Raw genomic sequence first — 17,134 nt, 5'->3', positions numbered from 1 at the left:
CGGCATCCATCGACTTACCCAGGCACGGAGATCGCCAATCGGGCAAGCTTGGGGCATGACGGACGCCGACCCCGACACACGGACACTGGTGTTGCTGCGGCACGCGAAGGCCGAGCAGGGCAGCGACGCGGCGGACGACGCCGAACGGCCGCTCAGCGCACGCGGGAACGCTGACGCGGCTGCGGCTGGGGCCTGGTTGGCGCACCACGGGCTGCTGCCCGACGTGGTGATCTGCTCGACGGCCCGTCGCACCCGGCAGACCTGGCACGGGGTGGCGATGGGGATGACCGGTTCACCGCCGGAGGGCGGCCCGACCGGTCCTCGCCCGACCGTGCGTTATGAGCCGGGCGCGTACGACGCGCACCCCGAGGAGTTGTTGTCGCTGGTCCGCACGGTGGACCCGGCGGCACGCACGGCGCTGGTCATTGCCCATAATCCGGGCATATCACTGCTCTCCGCGCTCCTTGATCCCGAGGGCTTTGGCGACGAGGGCTTGCGCACCGCCGAGCTGGCCGTGCACCGATGCCCGCTCGGCTGGGCGGAGTTGAGCAGGGCCGGAGCGCCGCTCACGGCCCGGCACACGGCACGCGACTGAGCCACCCGCCGATCTTCGACGGGTGGCTCAGCGGTACACGTCCAGGTCGTGCCGGGATCAGGACGGCGGCGCCGTTGGTGGCGGCGGGTCCGGTGGTGGCGGCATCATCGCCGTCGGATGGGACAGCCGGTTCTCCTCCACGATGAGGGTTCGGGCCCGCTTGCGCCGGTCCTGCCAGAACCAGACCGTGGTCAGTAGTACGGCCAGCCCGGCCAGGATGAACACCCAGCCGACCGCCCGGACGTCGATCCACCAGACGTTGGCTCTCAGCGCGAAGGTCAGGATCGCGCCGATCGCGATGAGAAAAATGCCGCTTCCTACACCCATGTGCGCTGCACTCCCCCGTGCGGTGGCTCTGGGCGTTCCCTTTCGAGGTCACGCGACGGTTACCCGCCACGCCAGCGGCATACCCGGCCGGGCTCGGCCAATACGTGCCCGCCGTCGCGGTGAGACGGCGACGGCCGGCGGGGCGCAAGCCCCACCGGCCGTTGCGGTGCCGGGTGGTGCGACCCGGAACCGTCAGACGTGCCGCAGCACGCTTAGAAGGCCTCTTCCGGGAGGTCCATGATGTCGAGGTCGGCACCCTCGATGATCCGCCGGTCGGCGCCGATGCGGGGCAGCACCTCGCGGGCGAAGAAACGGGCAGCGGCCACCTTGCCGGTGTAGAAAGCCTTGTCGCTGGCGGAGACCTCGCCGGCCAGCGCCTTCAGCGCCACGTCGGCCTGCCGCTGCAGCAGCCAGCCGACCACCAGGTCGCCGATCGCCAGCAGGAACCGCCGGCTGCTCAGCCCGACCTTGTAGAGCGCGCGGGTGTCGCCGCCCTGCGCCTCGCCCAGCCAGCCGGTCAGCACGCCGAGGATGTTCTGGATCTCGGCCAGCGCCTTGCCGAGCGCCTGCCGCTCCTCCTTGAGCTGGCCGTTGCCCGCCTCGGAGGAGATGAACTCCTGGATCTCGCCGGAGACCGCCAGCAGCGCCCTGCCGTTGTCCCGAACGATCTTACGGAAGATCAGGTCGAGGCTCTGGATGGCGGTGGTGCCCTCGTACAGGGTGTCGATCTTGGCGTCCCGGACGTACTGCTCCAGCGGGTAGTCCTGGAGGAACCCGGAGCCGCCGAAGGTCTGCAGGGCCTCGTGCCCGAGCAGCTCGTACGCCCGCTCCGAACCGACGCCCTTGACCAGCGGCAGCAGCAGGTCGTTGACCCGCTTGGCCAGCTTGGTGGCCTTCTCGTCGCCGGCAGCCTCGGCCAGCGCGACCTTGTCCTGCCAGGTGGCGGTGTAGAGGACCAGGGCGCGAAGACCCTCGGCGTACGACTTCTGCAGCAGCAGCGAGCGACGCACGTCCGGGTGGTGGGTGATGGTGACCCGGGGGGCGGTCTTGTCCGCCTGCTGGATCAGGTCGGCGCCCTGCACCCGGTTCTTCGCGTACTCGAGGGCGTTGAGGTAGCCGGTGGAGAGGGTGGCGATGGCCTTGGTGCCGACCATCATCCGGGCGTACTCGATGATCATGAACATCTGCCGGATGCCGTCGTGCTTGTCGCCCAGCAGCCAACCCTTGGCCGGTACGCCGTGCTCGCCGAAGGTCACCTCACAGGTGTTGGAGACCTTCAGGCCCATCTTGTGCTCGACGTTGGTGGCGTAGACGCCGTTGCGCTCGCCCAGCTCGCCGGTGCTCTCGTCGAAGTGGAACTTCGGCACCACGAAGAGCGACAGCCCCTTGGTGCCGGGGCCACCGGCACCCTCCACACCGACCGGACGGGCCAGCACGTAGTGCACGATGTTGTCGCTCAGGTCGTGCTCACCCGAGGTGATGAAGCGCTTCACACCCTCGATGTGCCAGGTACCGTCGGGCTGCTGGATGGCCCGGGTGCGGCCCGCGCCCACGTCCGAGCCGGCATCCGGCTCGGTGAGCACCATCGTGGAGCCCCACTGCTTGTCGATGAAGAGCTTGGCCCACTTCTTCTGCCGCTCGTTGCCCTCGACGTGCAGCACGTGCGCGAAGGACGGGCCGGAGGCGTACATCCAGACCGGTGCGTTCGAGCCGAGCACCAGCTCGGCGAGCGCCCACCAGAGGGCGCGCGGCGCGTTGGTGCCGCCCAGCGCCGGCGGCAGGTCCAGGCGCCAGAACTCGGAGTCCATGAATGCCTGGTAGGACTTCTTGAACGACTCCGGCAGCGGTGCGGTGTGCGTGGCCGGGTCGAAGACCGGCGGATTGCGGTCACTGTCCGTGTAGCTGGCGGCCAGATCCTCGCGGGCGAGGCGGTCGACCTCAGCGAGGAAGCTGCGGGCGGTGTCGGTGTCGAGATCCGAGTACGGCTCCTGGCCGAACGCCCGGTCCGCCCCGAAGACCTCGAACAGGTTGAACTCGAGATCCCGGAGGTTGCTCTTGTAGTGGGTCATGCTCGCTGGCCCCGCTTCCGGACAGGTGTTACCGATCAGTAACCCCGACTGTATTACTCGCGGGTAGGCAGCGACAAGCGGATCGCCCAAGTGACGGCGATTACACACCTGCGGACACGACCGGCGACTCAGCTCTCGGCGGCGCCGACCTCCCAGCTCGGGACGGCCACGGCCGCGCCGGTACGGGCACCGACGTACTCCATCAGGACCAGCGCGATGTCGTCGTCGAGCCGACCGTGGACCCACTCGACCAGGGCGGTCTCCAGCGACGCCAGCCCGTCGGCGACCGTGCCATGACCGAGCAGTCGCCAGGCCCGGTCGGCGGTGGGGAAGAACTCGCCGTCCCGCCGCGCCTCGCCGAGGCCGTCGGTGAACAACAGCAGCCGGTCCCCGGGCTCCAGGCGTTCGACCCGGGGGCGGACCACCGGCATGAACCCGAGCGGAGGCGCCGGGGCCGGCGGTTCCAGCGGGATCACCGCACCCCGGCGTAGCAGCAGCGGCGGCGGATGACCGCAGTTGACGATCGTGAGGGTGCCGCCACGCTCCTCGACCAGGGCCGCCGTGACGAAGTCCTCGTCGCCGACGTTGCGGGCCACGGCGCGGTCCAGGTCGGCGACGACGGCCCGCAGGTCGGCCCGCTCATACGCCACGTGCCGGTAGGAACCGAGGACGATGCTGGCCAGCCGGACCGCGTCCAGCCCCTTGCCGCGCACATCACCGATGATCATGCGGACGCCGTAGGGCGTGTCGATCGCCTCGTACAGGTCGCCGCCGATCTCGGCCGTCGCGGTGGAGGAGATGTAGCGTCCGGCGACCGAGAGCGTGCCGACCTGCGGCCCGAGCGGGCGCAACACCGCCTGCTGGGCCACCGCGGCGAGCTTGGTCAGCTCGACGATCCGCTCGGCCTGCCGCTGGCGAACCCACGCCACCGCCACGGCCATCCCGGTGGCGAGCGCGACCGCGACAACGTCGACCGAGGTGCCCAACGAGACCTTCGGCGCGACCAGCGCGAAGCCGACGCCGATCAGGGTCGCCGCGACGCCCACTCCCAGGACCACCAGCCAGGACGCCAGGGCGGCGGCGAGCACCGGCGCGGCCACCAGGAGCGCGACGTAGTGCACCTTACGGCCGTCCGCCGCCTCCACCGCCGACACGATCGCGAGCAGAACGAGGGCCGCGCCGAGGCCGGCGCGGGATCCGGGGCTCAGCGGGCGACGGCCCGACTGGAGGAGTCGCGTGGGTACGAGGGACAGTTTGCCTGATCCGCGTGAACCGGTGAATGAACCTGACCCGTCGTCCGAGGAGGTTCTGTCCGGCCGGCCCAGTCGGCCGACCGAATCGGCGTCGCCCGCCCCGGTCAGCCGAGGACCTCGTAGCGGACGGTGAGCGCGCCCACGTCGACCGAGGCGATGGTGGCGAAGGCGGCCCGGGACAGGTCCAGGCAGCGGCCGTCGATGAACGGGCCACGGTCGTTGATCCGCACCGTGACCGACTTGCCGTTGGCCGGGTTGGTCACCCGGACCTTGGTGTTGAACGGCAGCGTCTTGTGCGCGGCGGTCAGCGCCCCGGGGTTGAACGACTCGCCGTTGGCGGTGAGCTGCCCGTCGGAGTAGAACGAGGCACCGCACGAGCCGCTCTCCAGCACCTTCGCCGCGGCCGTGGTCTTCTTGACGGTCGGCTTCAGCTTCGGCTTCGGCGACGCGGTGCGCTCCTTGCCCCGGGAGGCGGCCTGCTGCGACCGGGTCGCCGACGGGCTGGCGGTCACGCTGGGCGAGGCGCTGACGCTCGGGAAGACGGCCGGGGAGCTGGGGGCGATGCTGCTCGCGGCGGTCGGGGTGAGGTCGAGAGTCGTCTGCCCGGACTGCTCGGAGCCGGAGGCCAGCTGCACGGCACTGACCGTGCCCCCGACGGCGAGGGCCACGCCGACCGCCGCGGTGGCCACGATGCCCGCCGGGGAGGAGAAGATGCGGGTACGGGAGTGCTTGGCTGCCACCGGCCCGGTCCTTTCGTCGTCTGAACAAACCGGGTCGGACCGTAACGAGAGAAGCACTTCCGAAGTCAACGTGATCATTGTGATATGCCCGTATTTGCGCGGGTACGTGTAGCCGATCATCCGACCCGGGGTGGGCCGGGTGGCCCGGGTGCCGCCACGCCCACCGCCCGTGCCGCAGGATGAGCGGATGCCCGCTGAGCTGACCGAACGTCTGGCCACCCTGTTCCAGTGGATCGACCCCGGCCCGGGCACCAGTCACCTGGTCAGCGACATCTCCGGCTGGTGGCGGGACCCGGCGGTGCTGGCCGAGTTGGGGCCGGCCCTGGTGGCGCCGTACCGGGCCGCCCGGCCCACGGTGGTGCTGGCACCGGCCGTCACCGGGCTGCTGCTCGGGCCGTTGGCCGCCACCGCCCTCGGGGTCGGCTTCGTGGCCGCACACAAACCCGGTGACGGGCGGCTGCCGGCCGGCCCGCTCACCTGGGCGCAGAGCCCACCGGACTACCGGGGCCGACGGGTCGACCTCGCCGTACGGGACCGGCACCTCGGCCCGGACGACCGAGTGCTGGTGGTGGACGACTGGGTCCGTACCGGCGCGCAGCTACGCGCCCTCTACGACATCTGCGCCACACGGGGCGCCGAGGTACTGGGCACCGCCGTGGTGGCCGTGGACTGTCCGCCCGACGTCGCGGCCGACCTACGGATCACCGGCTTGATCGACGCCGCCGATCTGCCGGCTTGACCTGAGGCGAGGCTCAGCACCGACGCGTACGCGGCCAGTGGTGACGAGCTGCTCCTCACCGCACCCGGCTACGCCGGCCAACTGATCTTGAGCGGGGCGACGCGTATTGCGGCGGCGGCCCGGGCCGTGCTGGCCTAGCCTCGGCAGGATGTGGCCTCGAATCGGTGAACTGCGCGCCCTCGCCCTCGGCACCCCCGGTGAGTTGCGGGCGACCCTCAACACCCTGGTGCTGGCCGGTGTGAAGACCGCGACGGCTGGCCGGCTCGCCGAGTACGCGGAGGAGAGCGAGGAGTTGGAGCACGTCGGCGAACGCCTGGCCCTGGTCGACGACAACAACGCCCTGGCCGGCGTCGTGGAGATCACCGGAGTCGAGGTGGTCCGCTTCGCCGACGTGCCCTGGGACTTCGCCCACGCCGAGGGCGAGGGCGACCGCTCGATCGAGGAGTGGCGGGCCGGGCACTCGGCCTACTGGGCGCGGCTCGACACGCCGGTCGACGGCGACACGCCGATCGTCTGCCTCCGCTTCCGGCTGGTCTCCGGTGGCGAGGGCGGGGTGGCCAGCGGCGACCTCGGCACCTGACCCGGCAGCGGCCCAGCCGGGCGGGCGCGTCGGCCTCAGCCGCGTAGTTCTGGCAGCAACCGCGTCGCCACGTCGACCAGGATGGCCTCGTCACCGGCGTACCAACTGCTGGCCCGCGGCCAGTGCGTCACCACGTCGGTGAAGCCCAACTCGGCGGCCCGGCCGACCTGATCGGCGAAGAACTGTGCGCTGCTGAGCGAGAAGATCGGCGCCGCGTCCAGCGAGAGGTAGCGGTCCAGGCTGGCCGGATCCCGGCCGGCCTCGTCCAGGGTCCGGTCCATCCGGGCGGACAGCGCCGACACGCTGGCCCACCAACCCGCCAGGTCGTTGTCGTCACCGGTGCCGGTGGTCACCCACCCCTGCCCGAAGCGGGCCACCAACCGCATCGACCGTGGCCCGTTGGCGGCCACCACGAACGGCACCCGAGGCTGCTGCACGCAACCGGGGTTGTTGCGGGCGTCCACCGCGGCGAACCAGTCGCCACGCCAGGTGGTGCCGTCCTCCCGCAGGATCAGGTCCAACAATTCGGTGAACTCGGCGAATCGGTCGACCCGCTGGCGCGGCGGCAGCGTCTCACCGCCCAGCACCGCCGAGTCGAAGCCGATGCCGCCGGCGCCCAGACCGAGCAGCAGCCGGCCGGCGGAGACGTCGTCCACCGTGGTGATCTGTCGGGCGAACGCGGCCGGGTGCCGGAAGTTCGGCGACGCCACGAGGGTGCCCAGCCGAATCCGCGAGGTCACCGTGGCGGCGGCCGTCAGCGTGGCCATCGAGTCGAACCACGGGCCGTCGACCAGGTCCCGCCAACCGAGGTGGTCGTACGTCCAGGCGTGGTCAAAGCCCCACTCGTCGACCTGCCGCCAGCGACGCTGCGACTCCGCCCACCGCTGGTCCGGCAGGATCACGATGCCAATCCGCATGATCGCCACCCTAGTCGGGGACGCCGCCCGGACCAGATTGTGGCTACGGCCACAGATCCTGGCCGCGTTCCTCATCTGACCGGCCTCGGTCTGCGGATCGAGGCGGCGGTCGCCGACCGGAAGTCCTAGATCCACCGCTGTTGCCAGCCCGTACCCTCCGGGGATGCCCCCCGAAGCGCCTGCTGCCCGCGCATCCCCGGATCGCCGGACGCGCATGATCCGCACGGTGGCGATGGTGTTCGGGGTGATCGTCCCGTCCCTCGTCCTCCGCGAGCTGATCGAGGCCCGGTTCGGCCGCGGACCGCTGGCCGACCTCAGCGCGGTCGCGGTGCCGATGTCGGCGACCGCCTGGCTCGCGCCGTACGCCTCCTATCGGCGACGCGACGCCCTGCTCTGGCTGGTCGGCCCGGGCATCTACGTCTTCGCCGTGATCGCCTGGCGGGTGGCCCTTGCGCCGTACCGTGACTGGAGCCCTCGCCCGGAGGAGAAGCCCCGGATGCGCTGGTCACGCGACCCGGAACACGCCGGGACGTGGTTCCTGACCGGGTCCACGGGTGACGCGGGTCACACTTCACTCCGGTAGGGACATCGCGTTCGGCTCCGACCCCTCGGGGAGCGGCACCCAGGCGGGGTGTCACCCGAGGAGAGGACCAGGCGCGATGACGAAGGTGACCGCACAGCTGTCGGTATCGGTGGACGGCTTCTACGCCGGCCCACAGTTCGACGGGAACGGCGACTGGATGGACTCGGCGGAGAGCGCCAAGTTCTTCCGGGTCACCAGGTGGGCGACCGAGGCGGCGGCCTGGCGCGAACGGCAGGGCTTTGCCGGCGGGGAGCAGGACACCAACTCCGAGGTGATCGCCGAGTCGTTCGGCGCGGCCGGCGCGTACGTGATGGGGCGCCGGATGGCCGACGGGGGCGAGATCCCCTGGGGTGAGGAGCCGCCGTTCCGCGCACCGGTCTTCGTGGTCACCCACCGCCCCCGCCAGCGGCTGCTGAAGGGCGGCGGCACCAGCTTCACCTACGTCACCGACGGCGTGGCCAGCGCCGTGGAGCAGGCGCGCGCCGTGGCCGGTGGCAAGGATGTCGCCGTCGCCGGGGGCGGCAGCCTGGTGCGCCAGGTGCTCAAGGCCGGCCTGCTCGACGAGCTGGAGCTACACGTCGTACCGGTCGTGCTCGGCACCGGCCTGCGGCTCTTCGACGCGGACCTCGACCTGGGTGACCGGGAGGGGGTCGAACTGACGCCGACCCGCGTCCTTGCCACCCCACAGGTGACCCACATCCGGTACGCGGTGCGTGGTCGCGCCCCGCTCGTGCTCGATGACCGGGGCAGCGGAGGCGGCCCGACGGTGACCGCGAACTGAGTCACGGCCCATCGAAGGAAGTAGGAGACACCATGCCGCAACTGTTGCGGGTGCAGTGCTTCAACGTTTCGCGCGACGGGTTCGGCACCGGAGAGGGGCAGAGCCTGGAACGGCCCTTCGGCCACGCGGACCCCACCCCGCTGTTCTCCTGGCGTGCCGCCACCGCCAGCTTCGTGTATCGCAGCGAGCCGGGTGGCAGTCGCGGCCTGGACGACTACCTGACCCGCGACGCCGAGTGCAACATCGGCGCGGAGATCATGGGTCGCAACAAGTTCGGCCCTCAACGTGGCCCCTGGGAGGACCACGAGTGGCGGGGATGGTGGGGGGACAACCCGCCGTTCCACACCCCGGTCTTCGTGCTCACCCACCACGAACGCCCGTCGTTCACCCTGTCCGACACCACGTTCCACTTCCTCAACGCCAGCCCGGCCGAGGCGCTGGCCCGGGCGAAGCAGGCAGCCGCCGGTCGGGACGTACGCCTCGGTGGTGGGGTGGCGACCGTCCGCGAGTTCATCGAGGCCGACCTGGTGGACACGATGCACTTCGCTGTCGCGCCCGTCGACCTCGAACGGGGTGAGCGTTTGTGGGACAGCCCCGACGAACTGCTCGACCGCTTCCACCTCGAGTCGGTGCCCAGCCCCAGCGGAGTCACCCATCTGCTGTTCTGGAGACGATGACCGTGCTCCGACCCGCCAGGGGTCGTTACAGCCGGGCCAGCACCAGCAACCGGTTGCCGTCGGGGTCGGTGACCCGCGCGGACCGCTCACCCCAGGGCTGGTCGACCGGCTCCTCGGTGACTGTCGCTCCACCCGTACGCAGCGCGCCCACGGCTGCGTCGCAGTCGTCGGCGTAGACACACAACTCCCAGCGGTGCGAGTCGGCCGGCCCGCCAGCCTCCGGGTTGGCGGCCAGGCCGAGCTCGCTGCCGCCCAGCCGGAGAGCGACGAACTCCGGGGCACCCTCGTCCGGGAACCGGTAGGTCAGCTCGAAGCCGACCACGTCCCGGTAGAACGCGATCAATCGTGGCAGGTCAGGTGTCGTCACGATCGGAAAAGCTTCGGTGAACACGGACCACCTCCAAACCGGACATTAGCCGGTGCCGAGGCCCAGCAGGAACTATCAGAACCGGTCGTCCGACCTCAACCATTCCCGGGACGGGTGGCGTTCTACCTGGCGAGGGGGTGGGGATGACCGAGACGTTCCACGAGTTCGTGGTGCACCGCACGCCGGCGCTGTCCCGGACGGCCTACCTGCTCACCGGCGACCATCAGCTCGCCGAGGATCTGTTGCAGAGCGCCCTGGCCCGGACGTACCGGCACTGGCGGCGGATTCGCGACGGCGACCCCGAGGCGTACGTGCGGCGGGTGATGTACCACCAGCAGGTCTCCTGGTGGCGGCGGCGCCGGCTGACCGAGCGCCTGGAGGCACAGCCCACCGAGCGGCCCGGCGACGACCACTCCGAGGCCACCGCGCTACGGCTGAGCCTGGTGAACGCGCTGCGCGGGCTCACCCCTCGTCAGCGCGCCGTGATCGTGCTGCGCTTCTACGAGGACCTGACCGAGGCCCAGGCGGCGGCGGTGCTCGGCTGCTCGGTCGGCACCATCAAGCGGCACGGCCACGACGCCATCCGCCGGCTGCGCGCGACCGCCCTCGACCTGATCGACCCGACGGTGGAGAGGAGCCAGCAGTGACCGACCGACTCCGCGAGACGCTGCACGCCGCCGCGGCCGACGTCCCCGCCTACCCGGTCTACGAACGAGCGCTCGCCACCGCCCGCCGCTCCCGCCGCCGGGCCGTCCTCGCCGCTGTCGTGGTGCTCGTGCTCGTCGCGCTGACCGGGGCTGTGCTCCCGCTGACGCGTACACCTGCAGTGGATCCGGCGGCCGGCGCGGACGCCGCGCTGCCCGACCGGATTGCGCTGCCACCGATCGGGACGCTGCACGCCACCGACCGACCCCGGCTCGGGCCGGCGTCGGTCATCTTCAGCGGTCAGGCCCCACGCCTCCAGGGCTGGGATGAGGACGGCGTCGTCGGCGTGGTCGGCGCCAACTCCGACCGCTACCGGATCTTCTCGATGGGTTACGAGGCACCCGCCGGCGAGGAGGTGCTCCTCTCCCCGGACGGCCGCTACGTGGCCCGGCCCGCCGGCCTCTCCGAGGCCCCCCGGGTCGACATCATCGACCTGGTTGCCGGCCGTACCCGGCAGCTGCGCAGCAAGGTGGCCGACAGCGTGGGTACGGGCCCCCAGGCATGGTCCCCGGACGGCAGGCAACTGGTGGTCGACGACACCGTGCCGACCGACCCGATGCGCAGCAGCTACCGGCGGGTGCTGAGCATCGTCACGCTCGACGACGAAGGTTGGACCCAGCTGGCCGACGGTGCCCAACAGCCGATCTTCGGCTCGTCCGTGGCCTTCGCCCCCGGGGGTGAACGCGTCGCGTACCAGATCGGTCGGACCGTGACGGTCGCCGACCTGGACGGGCGGACGGTGTCCACCTTCGAGCTGCCCGTCGAGAGCTGGCTGGCCGGCAAGGGGGCATGGACGGCGGACGGAGTGTTGACGCTGATCAGCCGGAAGGCCGGCACCACCGACTGGAGCCTGCGCCGGGTCGACCCCGCCACCGGCCGGGACACCGCATCGCTGCCCCTGCCCGGTGTCACCGGCGTGACCGCCATCCGACTGCTCGGCTGGGGCCCGGACGGGTCCGCGCTGGTGGTCGCCTACCAGCCCGAACCGCTCAGCCCGGACCGCTTCGACCAGCCGCTGGAGCTGGACCAACGCACCGCCTACCCCAATGTGCGCAGCGTACGGGTGCTGGCGCTGACGCCCGACGCCACCGCGCCACGAACCCTGATGACCGCCCCGGAGCAGGTCCTCGCCGTCGACGTCGCCGACAGCGTGATCAGCGCTGGTCGGACCCGCGACGCGAACCCGCCCGGCGGGGTGGGTGGTCGATTCTGGGGCTGGGGGATTCTGATCACCCTCGTGATCGCCGGCATCGCCGTCCACCGCAGCCGCGGCAGACTGGCGCTCTGGCTCGACGACCGGCGCGTCCGGCGGACGCGCTGACAACCGCAAATTGAGATGCGTGCGGACCGGCGCACCTGTTGGATCTCGACATGGAGCATGAGCTTGTTCGTCCTCGCAAGGCGCGACCGGGGGACCGCATCGCGGTTATCTCGCCGTCCTTCGCTGCGGCCGGTGCCTATCCCGGGATCCACGAGCAGGCCATGCGACGGCTTGCCGACCTGACCGGCCTCGTCCCGGTCGAATACCCCACCACCCGCCAGGTGGGTGCGAGCGCGGCGGCGCGGGCGGCGGACATCAACGCCGCCTTCGCGGACCCCCAGGTACGCGGCATTCTCGCCGTCATCGGCGGCGACGACCAGATCACCGTCATCCCCCACCTGGACGCCGACCTGGCCCGGGCCGACCCGAAGCCGTTCCTCGGCACCAGCGACAACACCAACCTGCACCACTGGCTTTGGGGCCTCGGCATCGCCAGCTTCTACGGCGGGTCCTCCCAGGTGCACCTCGGCCCCGGGCCCGCCGTCGACGACATTCACGTCCGGTCGCTGCGAGCGGCGTTGCTCACCGGGGAGCGGCTGGAGATCACCGATCCGGGTGAGTCCGAGGACATCGGCATCGACTGGGCAGACCCGCAGGCGTTGAAGTCCTTCGGAGAGCGCGAACCGACGGAGCCGTGGAGCTGGTACGGGCCGCCCCGCGCGGTCACCGGCCCCACCTGGGGTGGCTGCCTGGAGGTCATCCAGTGGATCCTGACGGCGGGACGCTTCCCGTTTCCCCCGGAGGTCCTGCAGGGTGGGGTGCTGCTCATCGAGACGTCGGAGGAGCTTCTCCCCGCCCGTGAGGTCGGCTGGATCGTCCGATCACTGGGTGAACGCGGCTTCCTCGGCGCCGTCGACGCGGTCCTGGTCGCCCGTCCGCCGGTCTCCGACCACACCCGCCGACCCCCGGCCGCGGATCGGGCACGGCTACGCGAGCAGCAGCGGGACACAGTCGTCGAGGTGGTGACCCGCTACAACCCCGAGGCGGTCGTCTGCGTCGGCGTCCCATTCGGCCACACCAGACCGCAGTGGATCCTTCCCCACGGCGGCCCGGTCACCGTCGACGGCGTGGAGCGCCGAATCTTCGCCGACTACCGATAGGGCTTCGCGAGGTGGAGGATCTTCATCGTGCCCGCTCTGCCTCAACCCGATGACCTCGCATCGCTCGTACTCCGGACCGACTTCACCGACGACAGCGCCTGGACGGCCGTCAAGGAAGAGTTTCGCCGGTGGGAGTGCTACTACAGCGCGACCTTCGTCGACGATCCCGCCTATCGCAAGGCGACCATCGAACAGTTGATCAACGCGAACGCCCCCATCAGTGACGCGGACTGGCTCCCCTACCTCTTCGTCGCCGACGCGACCACGATGACCGACGTCGAACGCCCACTGCTCGCCGTCGACCTGAGCCGCGAGCCCGGTCGCACCTTCCGGGTGCCGCCCCGCTGGTACGCGGACGTCTCGGCCAACCTCACCATCGCCAACATGGACTTCGCCGAGTTCGCCGACGCCGCCGACGAGTCCGGCACGTACCGAGGGTTCGAGGCGGCCTGACGGCCTGGCGAAGCACTGATGGCACGTCGCAGTTCGTTGACCCTGGAAAAGCGAGAGGCCCTGACCGGGACTCACGTCCTGGCCAGGGCCTTCGCTGTGGAGCGGGTGACGGGAATCGAACCCGCACTGTCAGCTTGGGAATCGGGTTGAGTCGCGACCCACGGGCGGGGTGCCACCTGGTCACGGAAGCACGGACCTAGTGGCTGGGCACTGCGGCGTACCTTCACTGGCCGGTGTTGACCCCTGCGTCGGGCACGGATCGGGCACGAGGACCAGTCAGGCTAGGACTTGACTTCCTAACCCGCAAGCGCGGCTATTTGGGCAGCAACGGGTAGGAGACTGCGCATTTGTCAGCTCCCCTTCCGTTGCTGAATTGGTTGCGACTCGCTGGGGTTTTGGATGCCAAGAATGTAGTCGCGATCAACCGATCTCACGGTTTCGAGAGAACAAAAGACCGCAACGAGCACCAGCGGCGTACTCAGGGTTTTTAGAGGCTCCCTGTCCGCTATAGTTTCCTTGAAACGCTCAAGATGCTTAAGTAGATCCGCTGTGTCTATAAACTCCTCTAACGCGCCCAGCGTAGCGATCCGCGCCACAGCCGAGCCTCGTGCAATAGCTAAAAGGACATCATCAATTACGCCATCACTTTTGCGGGGCTCCAACCCCACAGCTTCACGAGCGGATTCGAGAGGCCCCTTGGAGATTTTGCCCCAGTGGGATCTCAAAGAATAGATATCAACAGGCAGGGAGCGCCAGTCAATCTCCACGGCGTAGTGTTGCTTCAGCGCTCGGACGCTTTCCCTGTATCGCTCGAAGCTGTCGTCGGCGCTTTCGAGTAGTGCGGCTACCTTGAAGAGGTCGCGCCTGAGGTCCTGGGGGATATCCGACTCAGACTTATAGTCGAGACTATGACTTATCGACGCCCAAGCGTGTTGAAGGATGGTGCGGATCTGTATCTCTACGCGCAGATCCTGCGAGTCAGTCCATTCGGCCAAGCATGAGCGCTTTTCGGAAAGGGCGACCACCATATGGTGGCTTCGGTATCCGAAGCTGTCTGGAGATGAATAGTCGTGCGTGAAGGATTCGATTACTTCAAACTCTCGGGACAACATCTCGGCCACCCGAGCAACCTCGCTTGAATATCGCACAATTATGCGAATTCCAGCCAAGTCGGGTATATCATCCAAGGATGCGTAGCCCCGCTTTCTTTTAAGCTTGTCCGCCAAGTGGGACACGGCTTTCGCGCGGGCTTCAACCGTGGAAGAGAGTCCAGAGTTTTCGCACAGGCGCTGCACCAGCAGGCGCAATGACTCACAAAATGCTACGTACCTGGGACGGGCTAGAGAGAAAGATTCGACCAGGTCCGAATTCTTCTGCTCGTCTGCATTTGGTGCCATTCGCGCTACATCAGACTTAACGTCTTCCATGAATCCTCCGTATGGCGGCATGGAACTCTCTCCTGGTGCTGCTATTTATCTGTGGCTCAGAGCGTTGAGTCTATGCGGACAGTGCCCGAACCGCTGTCATCCCTCACGGTGTCACGCTTTCCACGTATGCAACGCGTCGTCAAGGTCGGCTTGACTGCATGCACGAGGTCGTGGTGGGGATGCGGCGCGAGCATCACGGGCAGGCCCCCGCCTGCCGGCAACGCCGGCCCAAGGGGTCGCAGAGGCTCCGGTGTCAAGGGCGGCCCGTAGGGCCGTCGCGCAGCGATGCGAAGCACCCTTGAGGTCGGAGGGGCGGCCCCGCATCCTTCGCGCCGCATCCCCACCACGACCGGCGGTGACTCGCGCCATGGCCCGGCGGTGCCACGGCCGCCGCGCCTAGGCCGGCTGCCGGCCCACCAATCTCAACCACCCTCGCCGCCACCGTCTGCGGCGGCCCCCGGGCTTCCCCGCTTTCCGCGCCAGCCGCCGGGCGTGTTGCGTGGCCGGAGTCGGAGCGTCAGCGGAGCGACGGACGCGCGCCCTGGCGGCGGCGCGTGCGGCCCGTTCAGGGCCGCCTTGAAGACGTATAGAAAGTTCTCACCGGCCGGCAGGCGGGCTGCCCCGTTCTGCGTCAGGGGCGAAGGAGCGCTACCGCTGGGTCACATCAATGACGATTACGGTGACGTTGTCGTGCCCGCCTTGGTCAACTGCCAAGTTCACGAGCTGGTCGGCGATATCCCCTGGTCCACCGTCGGAGTCGAGCGCAGCTCTTATTTGCTCGTGTGGCACGTACGAACTCAGTCCGTCAGAGCACAACAGGACTCGGTCGCCGGGAGAGAGATGGAGAGGCGTCAGGTCGGGCGACCGGCCGTCTTTCCGTCCGTCGAGGAAGCGGGCTAGCTTCTCAGGGAGGTTGGGCACGTCCTCAGCGTTGGCGACGAGGTGTCCGTAGGTGTGATCTTCGCTGACTTGGACCATGACGTTGTCGCGGGAGCCGTGGCGTCGGATGAGGTAGGCGCGGGAGTCCCCAACGTTTGCCACGACCGCATCGCTGCCGGATCGCAGCAAGGCGACCAATGTTGTTCCCATACCTGCCAGTGCCGGTTCTTCGCGGGTCTTCCGGCGTAATGCCTCGCTCGCTTCGTTGATCGCCCGTCCCAAAAAGCCGGCTAGATCCTCCGCTTTTACAGGACGGTCGTACGCCTTCAAGGCATCTATGACTGTGCTGCTAGCGATGTCACCGGCGACGTGGCCGCCGAGACCGTCTGCAACGACGTAGAGCCATTGCCCCTGGCTGTGAGAGTCCTCGTTTCGTTTGCGAACGAGGCCCTGGTGTGTCCGACTGGCGGCTTCGACAGTGAGGGTGACTGTCATGATTCACCTCTCGGTACGGGGTCGGGCCACGGCTCCTGGGCGCTCTTGTCGCGGCGCAAGACGTGGACCGTCTCGACCCGGTCGCTCGCCACGACGTACTCGGTCACCTCGACCGGCTTCTTGTCGCCTCCCGAGGTGCCGACCCGCACGATCTCCAAGACCGGCAGGTTGGTGGGGATCTCCAAGAGGGCTGCTTCGTCTTTGCTGGGCATCCGGGCGCGGTGAATCTCCATCCAACTGATGGGCCAGTGGCCAGCAGTCTCGATGTGGTACAGCCACTCGCCCGCTGCCGGGTTCGCGTCCAGGTCGGCAACGATATCGGCGACGCGCGGGTGAATCCACGAGATGTTGATCTGAAATGGGGCTTCCGACGCTGGCCCAGTGACCCGGAACCGGCGAAGCACTTCGGTGCCAGGCTCCACTCCAAGAAGCTTGGCGACACGGGGATCGTCCAGTCGGGCCGGCGCGTTGACGGCCTTGCCGTGGCGAACCCATACCTCCTGGCTGCTTGCTGAGGGGAACGAGTAACCGGTTGCTTGCTCGTTGCGCTTGACCAAGTCACCGCGTGGCCGACGTGGGCGCATCGTGCCGTACCGAACGGCGGTGCCTCGCCCCTGGACAGCCCACAAATAGCCCTCTGTCTCAAGCAGGGCGATGGCCCGACCGATGGTGTCGCGGTTGGCGTCGTACTCGGCTGCGAGGTCGTTGAGGGTTGGAAGCCGCGCGCCCGGCTCCCACTCCCCGGCTTCGATCCGCTCTCGGATCATGGACGCGATGTCCAGGTAGCGCGAGTGCACCGGCACGTCTATACCTCCTCCCCTGATTGTCCCACGACAATCCTTGACTATCAGTCAGATTGTCCCCACACTATCCCTACGTGATTGTCCCAAGACAATCCGGTACAGAAAAGGCCCCGACGGGCTGCAACCCGTCGAGGCCGGTGCATCGGCTCCCTGCGAAAGGACCAAACGATGCCTGTTCAGCGTACCCAAAACCCTGCGTGTCGCGTCTCGGGTCTTCAGACGGACGCCCCTGCCATGCCCTCCCTTAACGGGCATCGGTGGGTGGCGTCGACCCCTGTCGAGGCGTCGTGTGACTCGCCTGCGGGCTCTCGCTCGCATCTGTC

19 protein-coding genes are annotated in these 17,134 nt (G+C 69.0%); 10 read left to right on the top strand and 9 right to left on the bottom strand.

From position 1 onward, the window contains the following. Window positions 1-55: 55 nt before the first annotated feature. Complete coding sequence (locus tag AC5L30_RS03625; protein ID WP_494865364.1) at window positions 56-595, top strand: SixA phosphatase family protein; 540 nt, start codon at window positions 56-58, stop codon at window positions 593-595. A 57-nt stretch (window positions 596-652) separates the two neighbouring features. Here the strand turns inward: AC5L30_RS03625 and AC5L30_RS03620 are convergent, their stop codons facing one another. From AC5L30_RS03620 to AC5L30_RS03605, 4 genes are all read right to left on the bottom strand, one after another. Continuing rightward, window positions 653-922, bottom strand: a complete 270-nt coding sequence (locus AC5L30_RS03620; protein ID WP_030487564.1) for a DUF6458 family protein — start codon at window positions 920-922, stop codon at window positions 653-655. 212 nt (window positions 923-1,134) lie between these two features. Beyond that, complete coding sequence (locus tag AC5L30_RS03615; protein WP_494865362.1) at window positions 1,135-2,991, bottom strand: acyl-CoA dehydrogenase; 1,857 nt, start codon at window positions 2,989-2,991, stop codon at window positions 1,135-1,137. A gap of 128 nt (window positions 2,992-3,119) precedes the next feature. Beyond that, window positions 3,120-4,244, bottom strand: coding sequence for a PP2C family protein-serine/threonine phosphatase (locus AC5L30_RS03610; protein ID WP_494866061.1), 1,125 nt, complete (start codon window positions 4,242-4,244; stop codon window positions 3,120-3,122). 104 nt (window positions 4,245-4,348) lie between these two features. Then, complete coding sequence (locus tag AC5L30_RS03605; RefSeq protein WP_494865360.1) at window positions 4,349-4,984, bottom strand: septal ring lytic transglycosylase RlpA family protein; 636 nt, start codon at window positions 4,982-4,984, stop codon at window positions 4,349-4,351. 187 nt (window positions 4,985-5,171) lie between these two features. On the opposite strand from AC5L30_RS03605, the gene AC5L30_RS03600 reads away from it, so the two are divergent. Continuing rightward, window positions 5,172-5,723, top strand: a complete 552-nt coding sequence (locus tag AC5L30_RS03600; protein ID WP_494865358.1) for a phosphoribosyltransferase family protein — start codon at window positions 5,172-5,174, stop codon at window positions 5,721-5,723. A 148-nt stretch (window positions 5,724-5,871) separates the two neighbouring features. Then, window positions 5,872-6,303, top strand: coding sequence for an ASCH domain-containing protein (locus AC5L30_RS03595; protein ID WP_494865357.1), 432 nt, complete (start codon window positions 5,872-5,874; stop codon window positions 6,301-6,303). Window positions 6,304-6,338: 35 nt separating this feature from the next. Here AC5L30_RS03595 and AC5L30_RS03590 read toward each other — a convergent pair whose 3' ends face one another. Continuing rightward, complete coding sequence (locus AC5L30_RS03590) at window positions 6,339-7,220, bottom strand: LLM class flavin-dependent oxidoreductase (RefSeq protein WP_494865355.1); 882 nt, start codon at window positions 7,218-7,220, stop codon at window positions 6,339-6,341. Window positions 7,221-7,446: 226 nt separating this feature from the next. Here AC5L30_RS03590 and AC5L30_RS03585 point away from each other — a divergent pair, with 226 nt between their 5' ends. The 3 genes from AC5L30_RS03585 to AC5L30_RS03575 all read left to right on the top strand — a co-directional run bounded on the left by AC5L30_RS03585 (window position 7,447) and on the right by AC5L30_RS03575 (window position 9,261). Continuing rightward, entirely contained in the window at window positions 7,447-7,803 is a 357-nt protein-coding gene (locus AC5L30_RS03585; protein ID WP_494865353.1) for a hypothetical protein, read from the top strand. 76 nt (window positions 7,804-7,879) lie between these two features. Then, the gene (locus AC5L30_RS03580; protein ID WP_494865351.1) at window positions 7,880-8,584 is read left to right on the top strand and encodes a dihydrofolate reductase family protein; all 705 of its coding nucleotides are present in this window, start codon (window positions 7,880-7,882) and stop codon (window positions 8,582-8,584) included. A 32-nt stretch (window positions 8,585-8,616) separates the two neighbouring features. Then, complete coding sequence (locus AC5L30_RS03575) at window positions 8,617-9,261, top strand: dihydrofolate reductase family protein (RefSeq protein WP_494865349.1); 645 nt, start codon at window positions 8,617-8,619, stop codon at window positions 9,259-9,261. 25 nt (window positions 9,262-9,286) lie between these two features. On the opposite strand, the gene AC5L30_RS03570 is transcribed toward AC5L30_RS03575, so the two are convergent. Continuing rightward, window positions 9,287-9,628 (bottom strand): VOC family protein, encoded by a 342-nt coding sequence (locus AC5L30_RS03570; protein WP_494865347.1) that lies wholly within the window; start codon window positions 9,626-9,628, stop codon window positions 9,287-9,289. Window positions 9,629-9,771: 143 nt separating this feature from the next. Between AC5L30_RS03570 and AC5L30_RS03565 the strand changes: the two genes are divergently transcribed. Genes AC5L30_RS03565 through AC5L30_RS03550 form a run of 4 tightly spaced genes read left to right on the top strand, consistent with a single transcriptional unit; the run spans window position 9,772 to window position 13,207 of the window. Beyond that, complete coding sequence (locus AC5L30_RS03565) at window positions 9,772-10,275, top strand: SigE family RNA polymerase sigma factor (RefSeq protein ID WP_494865345.1); 504 nt, start codon at window positions 9,772-9,774, stop codon at window positions 10,273-10,275. Continuing rightward, window positions 10,272-11,654: a hypothetical protein gene (locus AC5L30_RS03560; RefSeq protein ID WP_494865343.1), complete on the top strand. Its 1,383-nt coding sequence runs from the start codon at window positions 10,272-10,274 to the stop codon at window positions 11,652-11,654. The genes AC5L30_RS03565 and AC5L30_RS03560 overlap by 4 nt, the downstream gene beginning before the upstream one ends. Window positions 11,655-11,704: 50 nt before the next feature. Then, the gene (locus AC5L30_RS03555) at window positions 11,705-12,754 is read left to right on the top strand and encodes an LD-carboxypeptidase (protein ID WP_494865341.1); all 1,050 of its coding nucleotides are present in this window, start codon (window positions 11,705-11,707) and stop codon (window positions 12,752-12,754) included. Between the two features lie 27 nt (window positions 12,755-12,781). Continuing rightward, a complete protein-coding gene (locus AC5L30_RS03550) occupies window positions 12,782-13,207 on the top strand; it encodes a DUF6924 domain-containing protein (RefSeq protein WP_494865339.1) in 426 nt (141 codons plus the stop codon). Window positions 13,208-13,557: 350 nt separating this feature from the next. Here the strand turns inward: AC5L30_RS03550 and AC5L30_RS03545 are convergent, their stop codons facing one another. From AC5L30_RS03545 to AC5L30_RS03535, 3 genes are all read right to left on the bottom strand, one after another. After that, complete coding sequence (locus AC5L30_RS03545; RefSeq protein ID WP_494865337.1) at window positions 13,558-14,634, bottom strand: GTP pyrophosphokinase; 1,077 nt, start codon at window positions 14,632-14,634, stop codon at window positions 13,558-13,560. 648 nt (window positions 14,635-15,282) lie between these two features. Next, the gene (locus tag AC5L30_RS03540; protein WP_494865336.1) at window positions 15,283-16,008 is read right to left on the bottom strand and encodes a PP2C family protein-serine/threonine phosphatase; all 726 of its coding nucleotides are present in this window, start codon (window positions 16,006-16,008) and stop codon (window positions 15,283-15,285) included. Beyond that, window positions 16,005-16,805, bottom strand: coding sequence for a GntR family transcriptional regulator (locus AC5L30_RS03535; RefSeq protein WP_494866060.1), 801 nt, complete (start codon window positions 16,803-16,805; stop codon window positions 16,005-16,007). The genes AC5L30_RS03540 and AC5L30_RS03535 overlap by 4 nt, the downstream gene beginning before the upstream one ends. Window positions 16,806-17,134 lie beyond the last annotated feature (329 nt).

It is taken from the genome of Micromonospora sp. BQ32, assembly GCF_059358895.1.
Note: the sequence above shows the minus strand (reverse complement) of the source record. Positions and strands in the feature narration are given on the sequence as shown.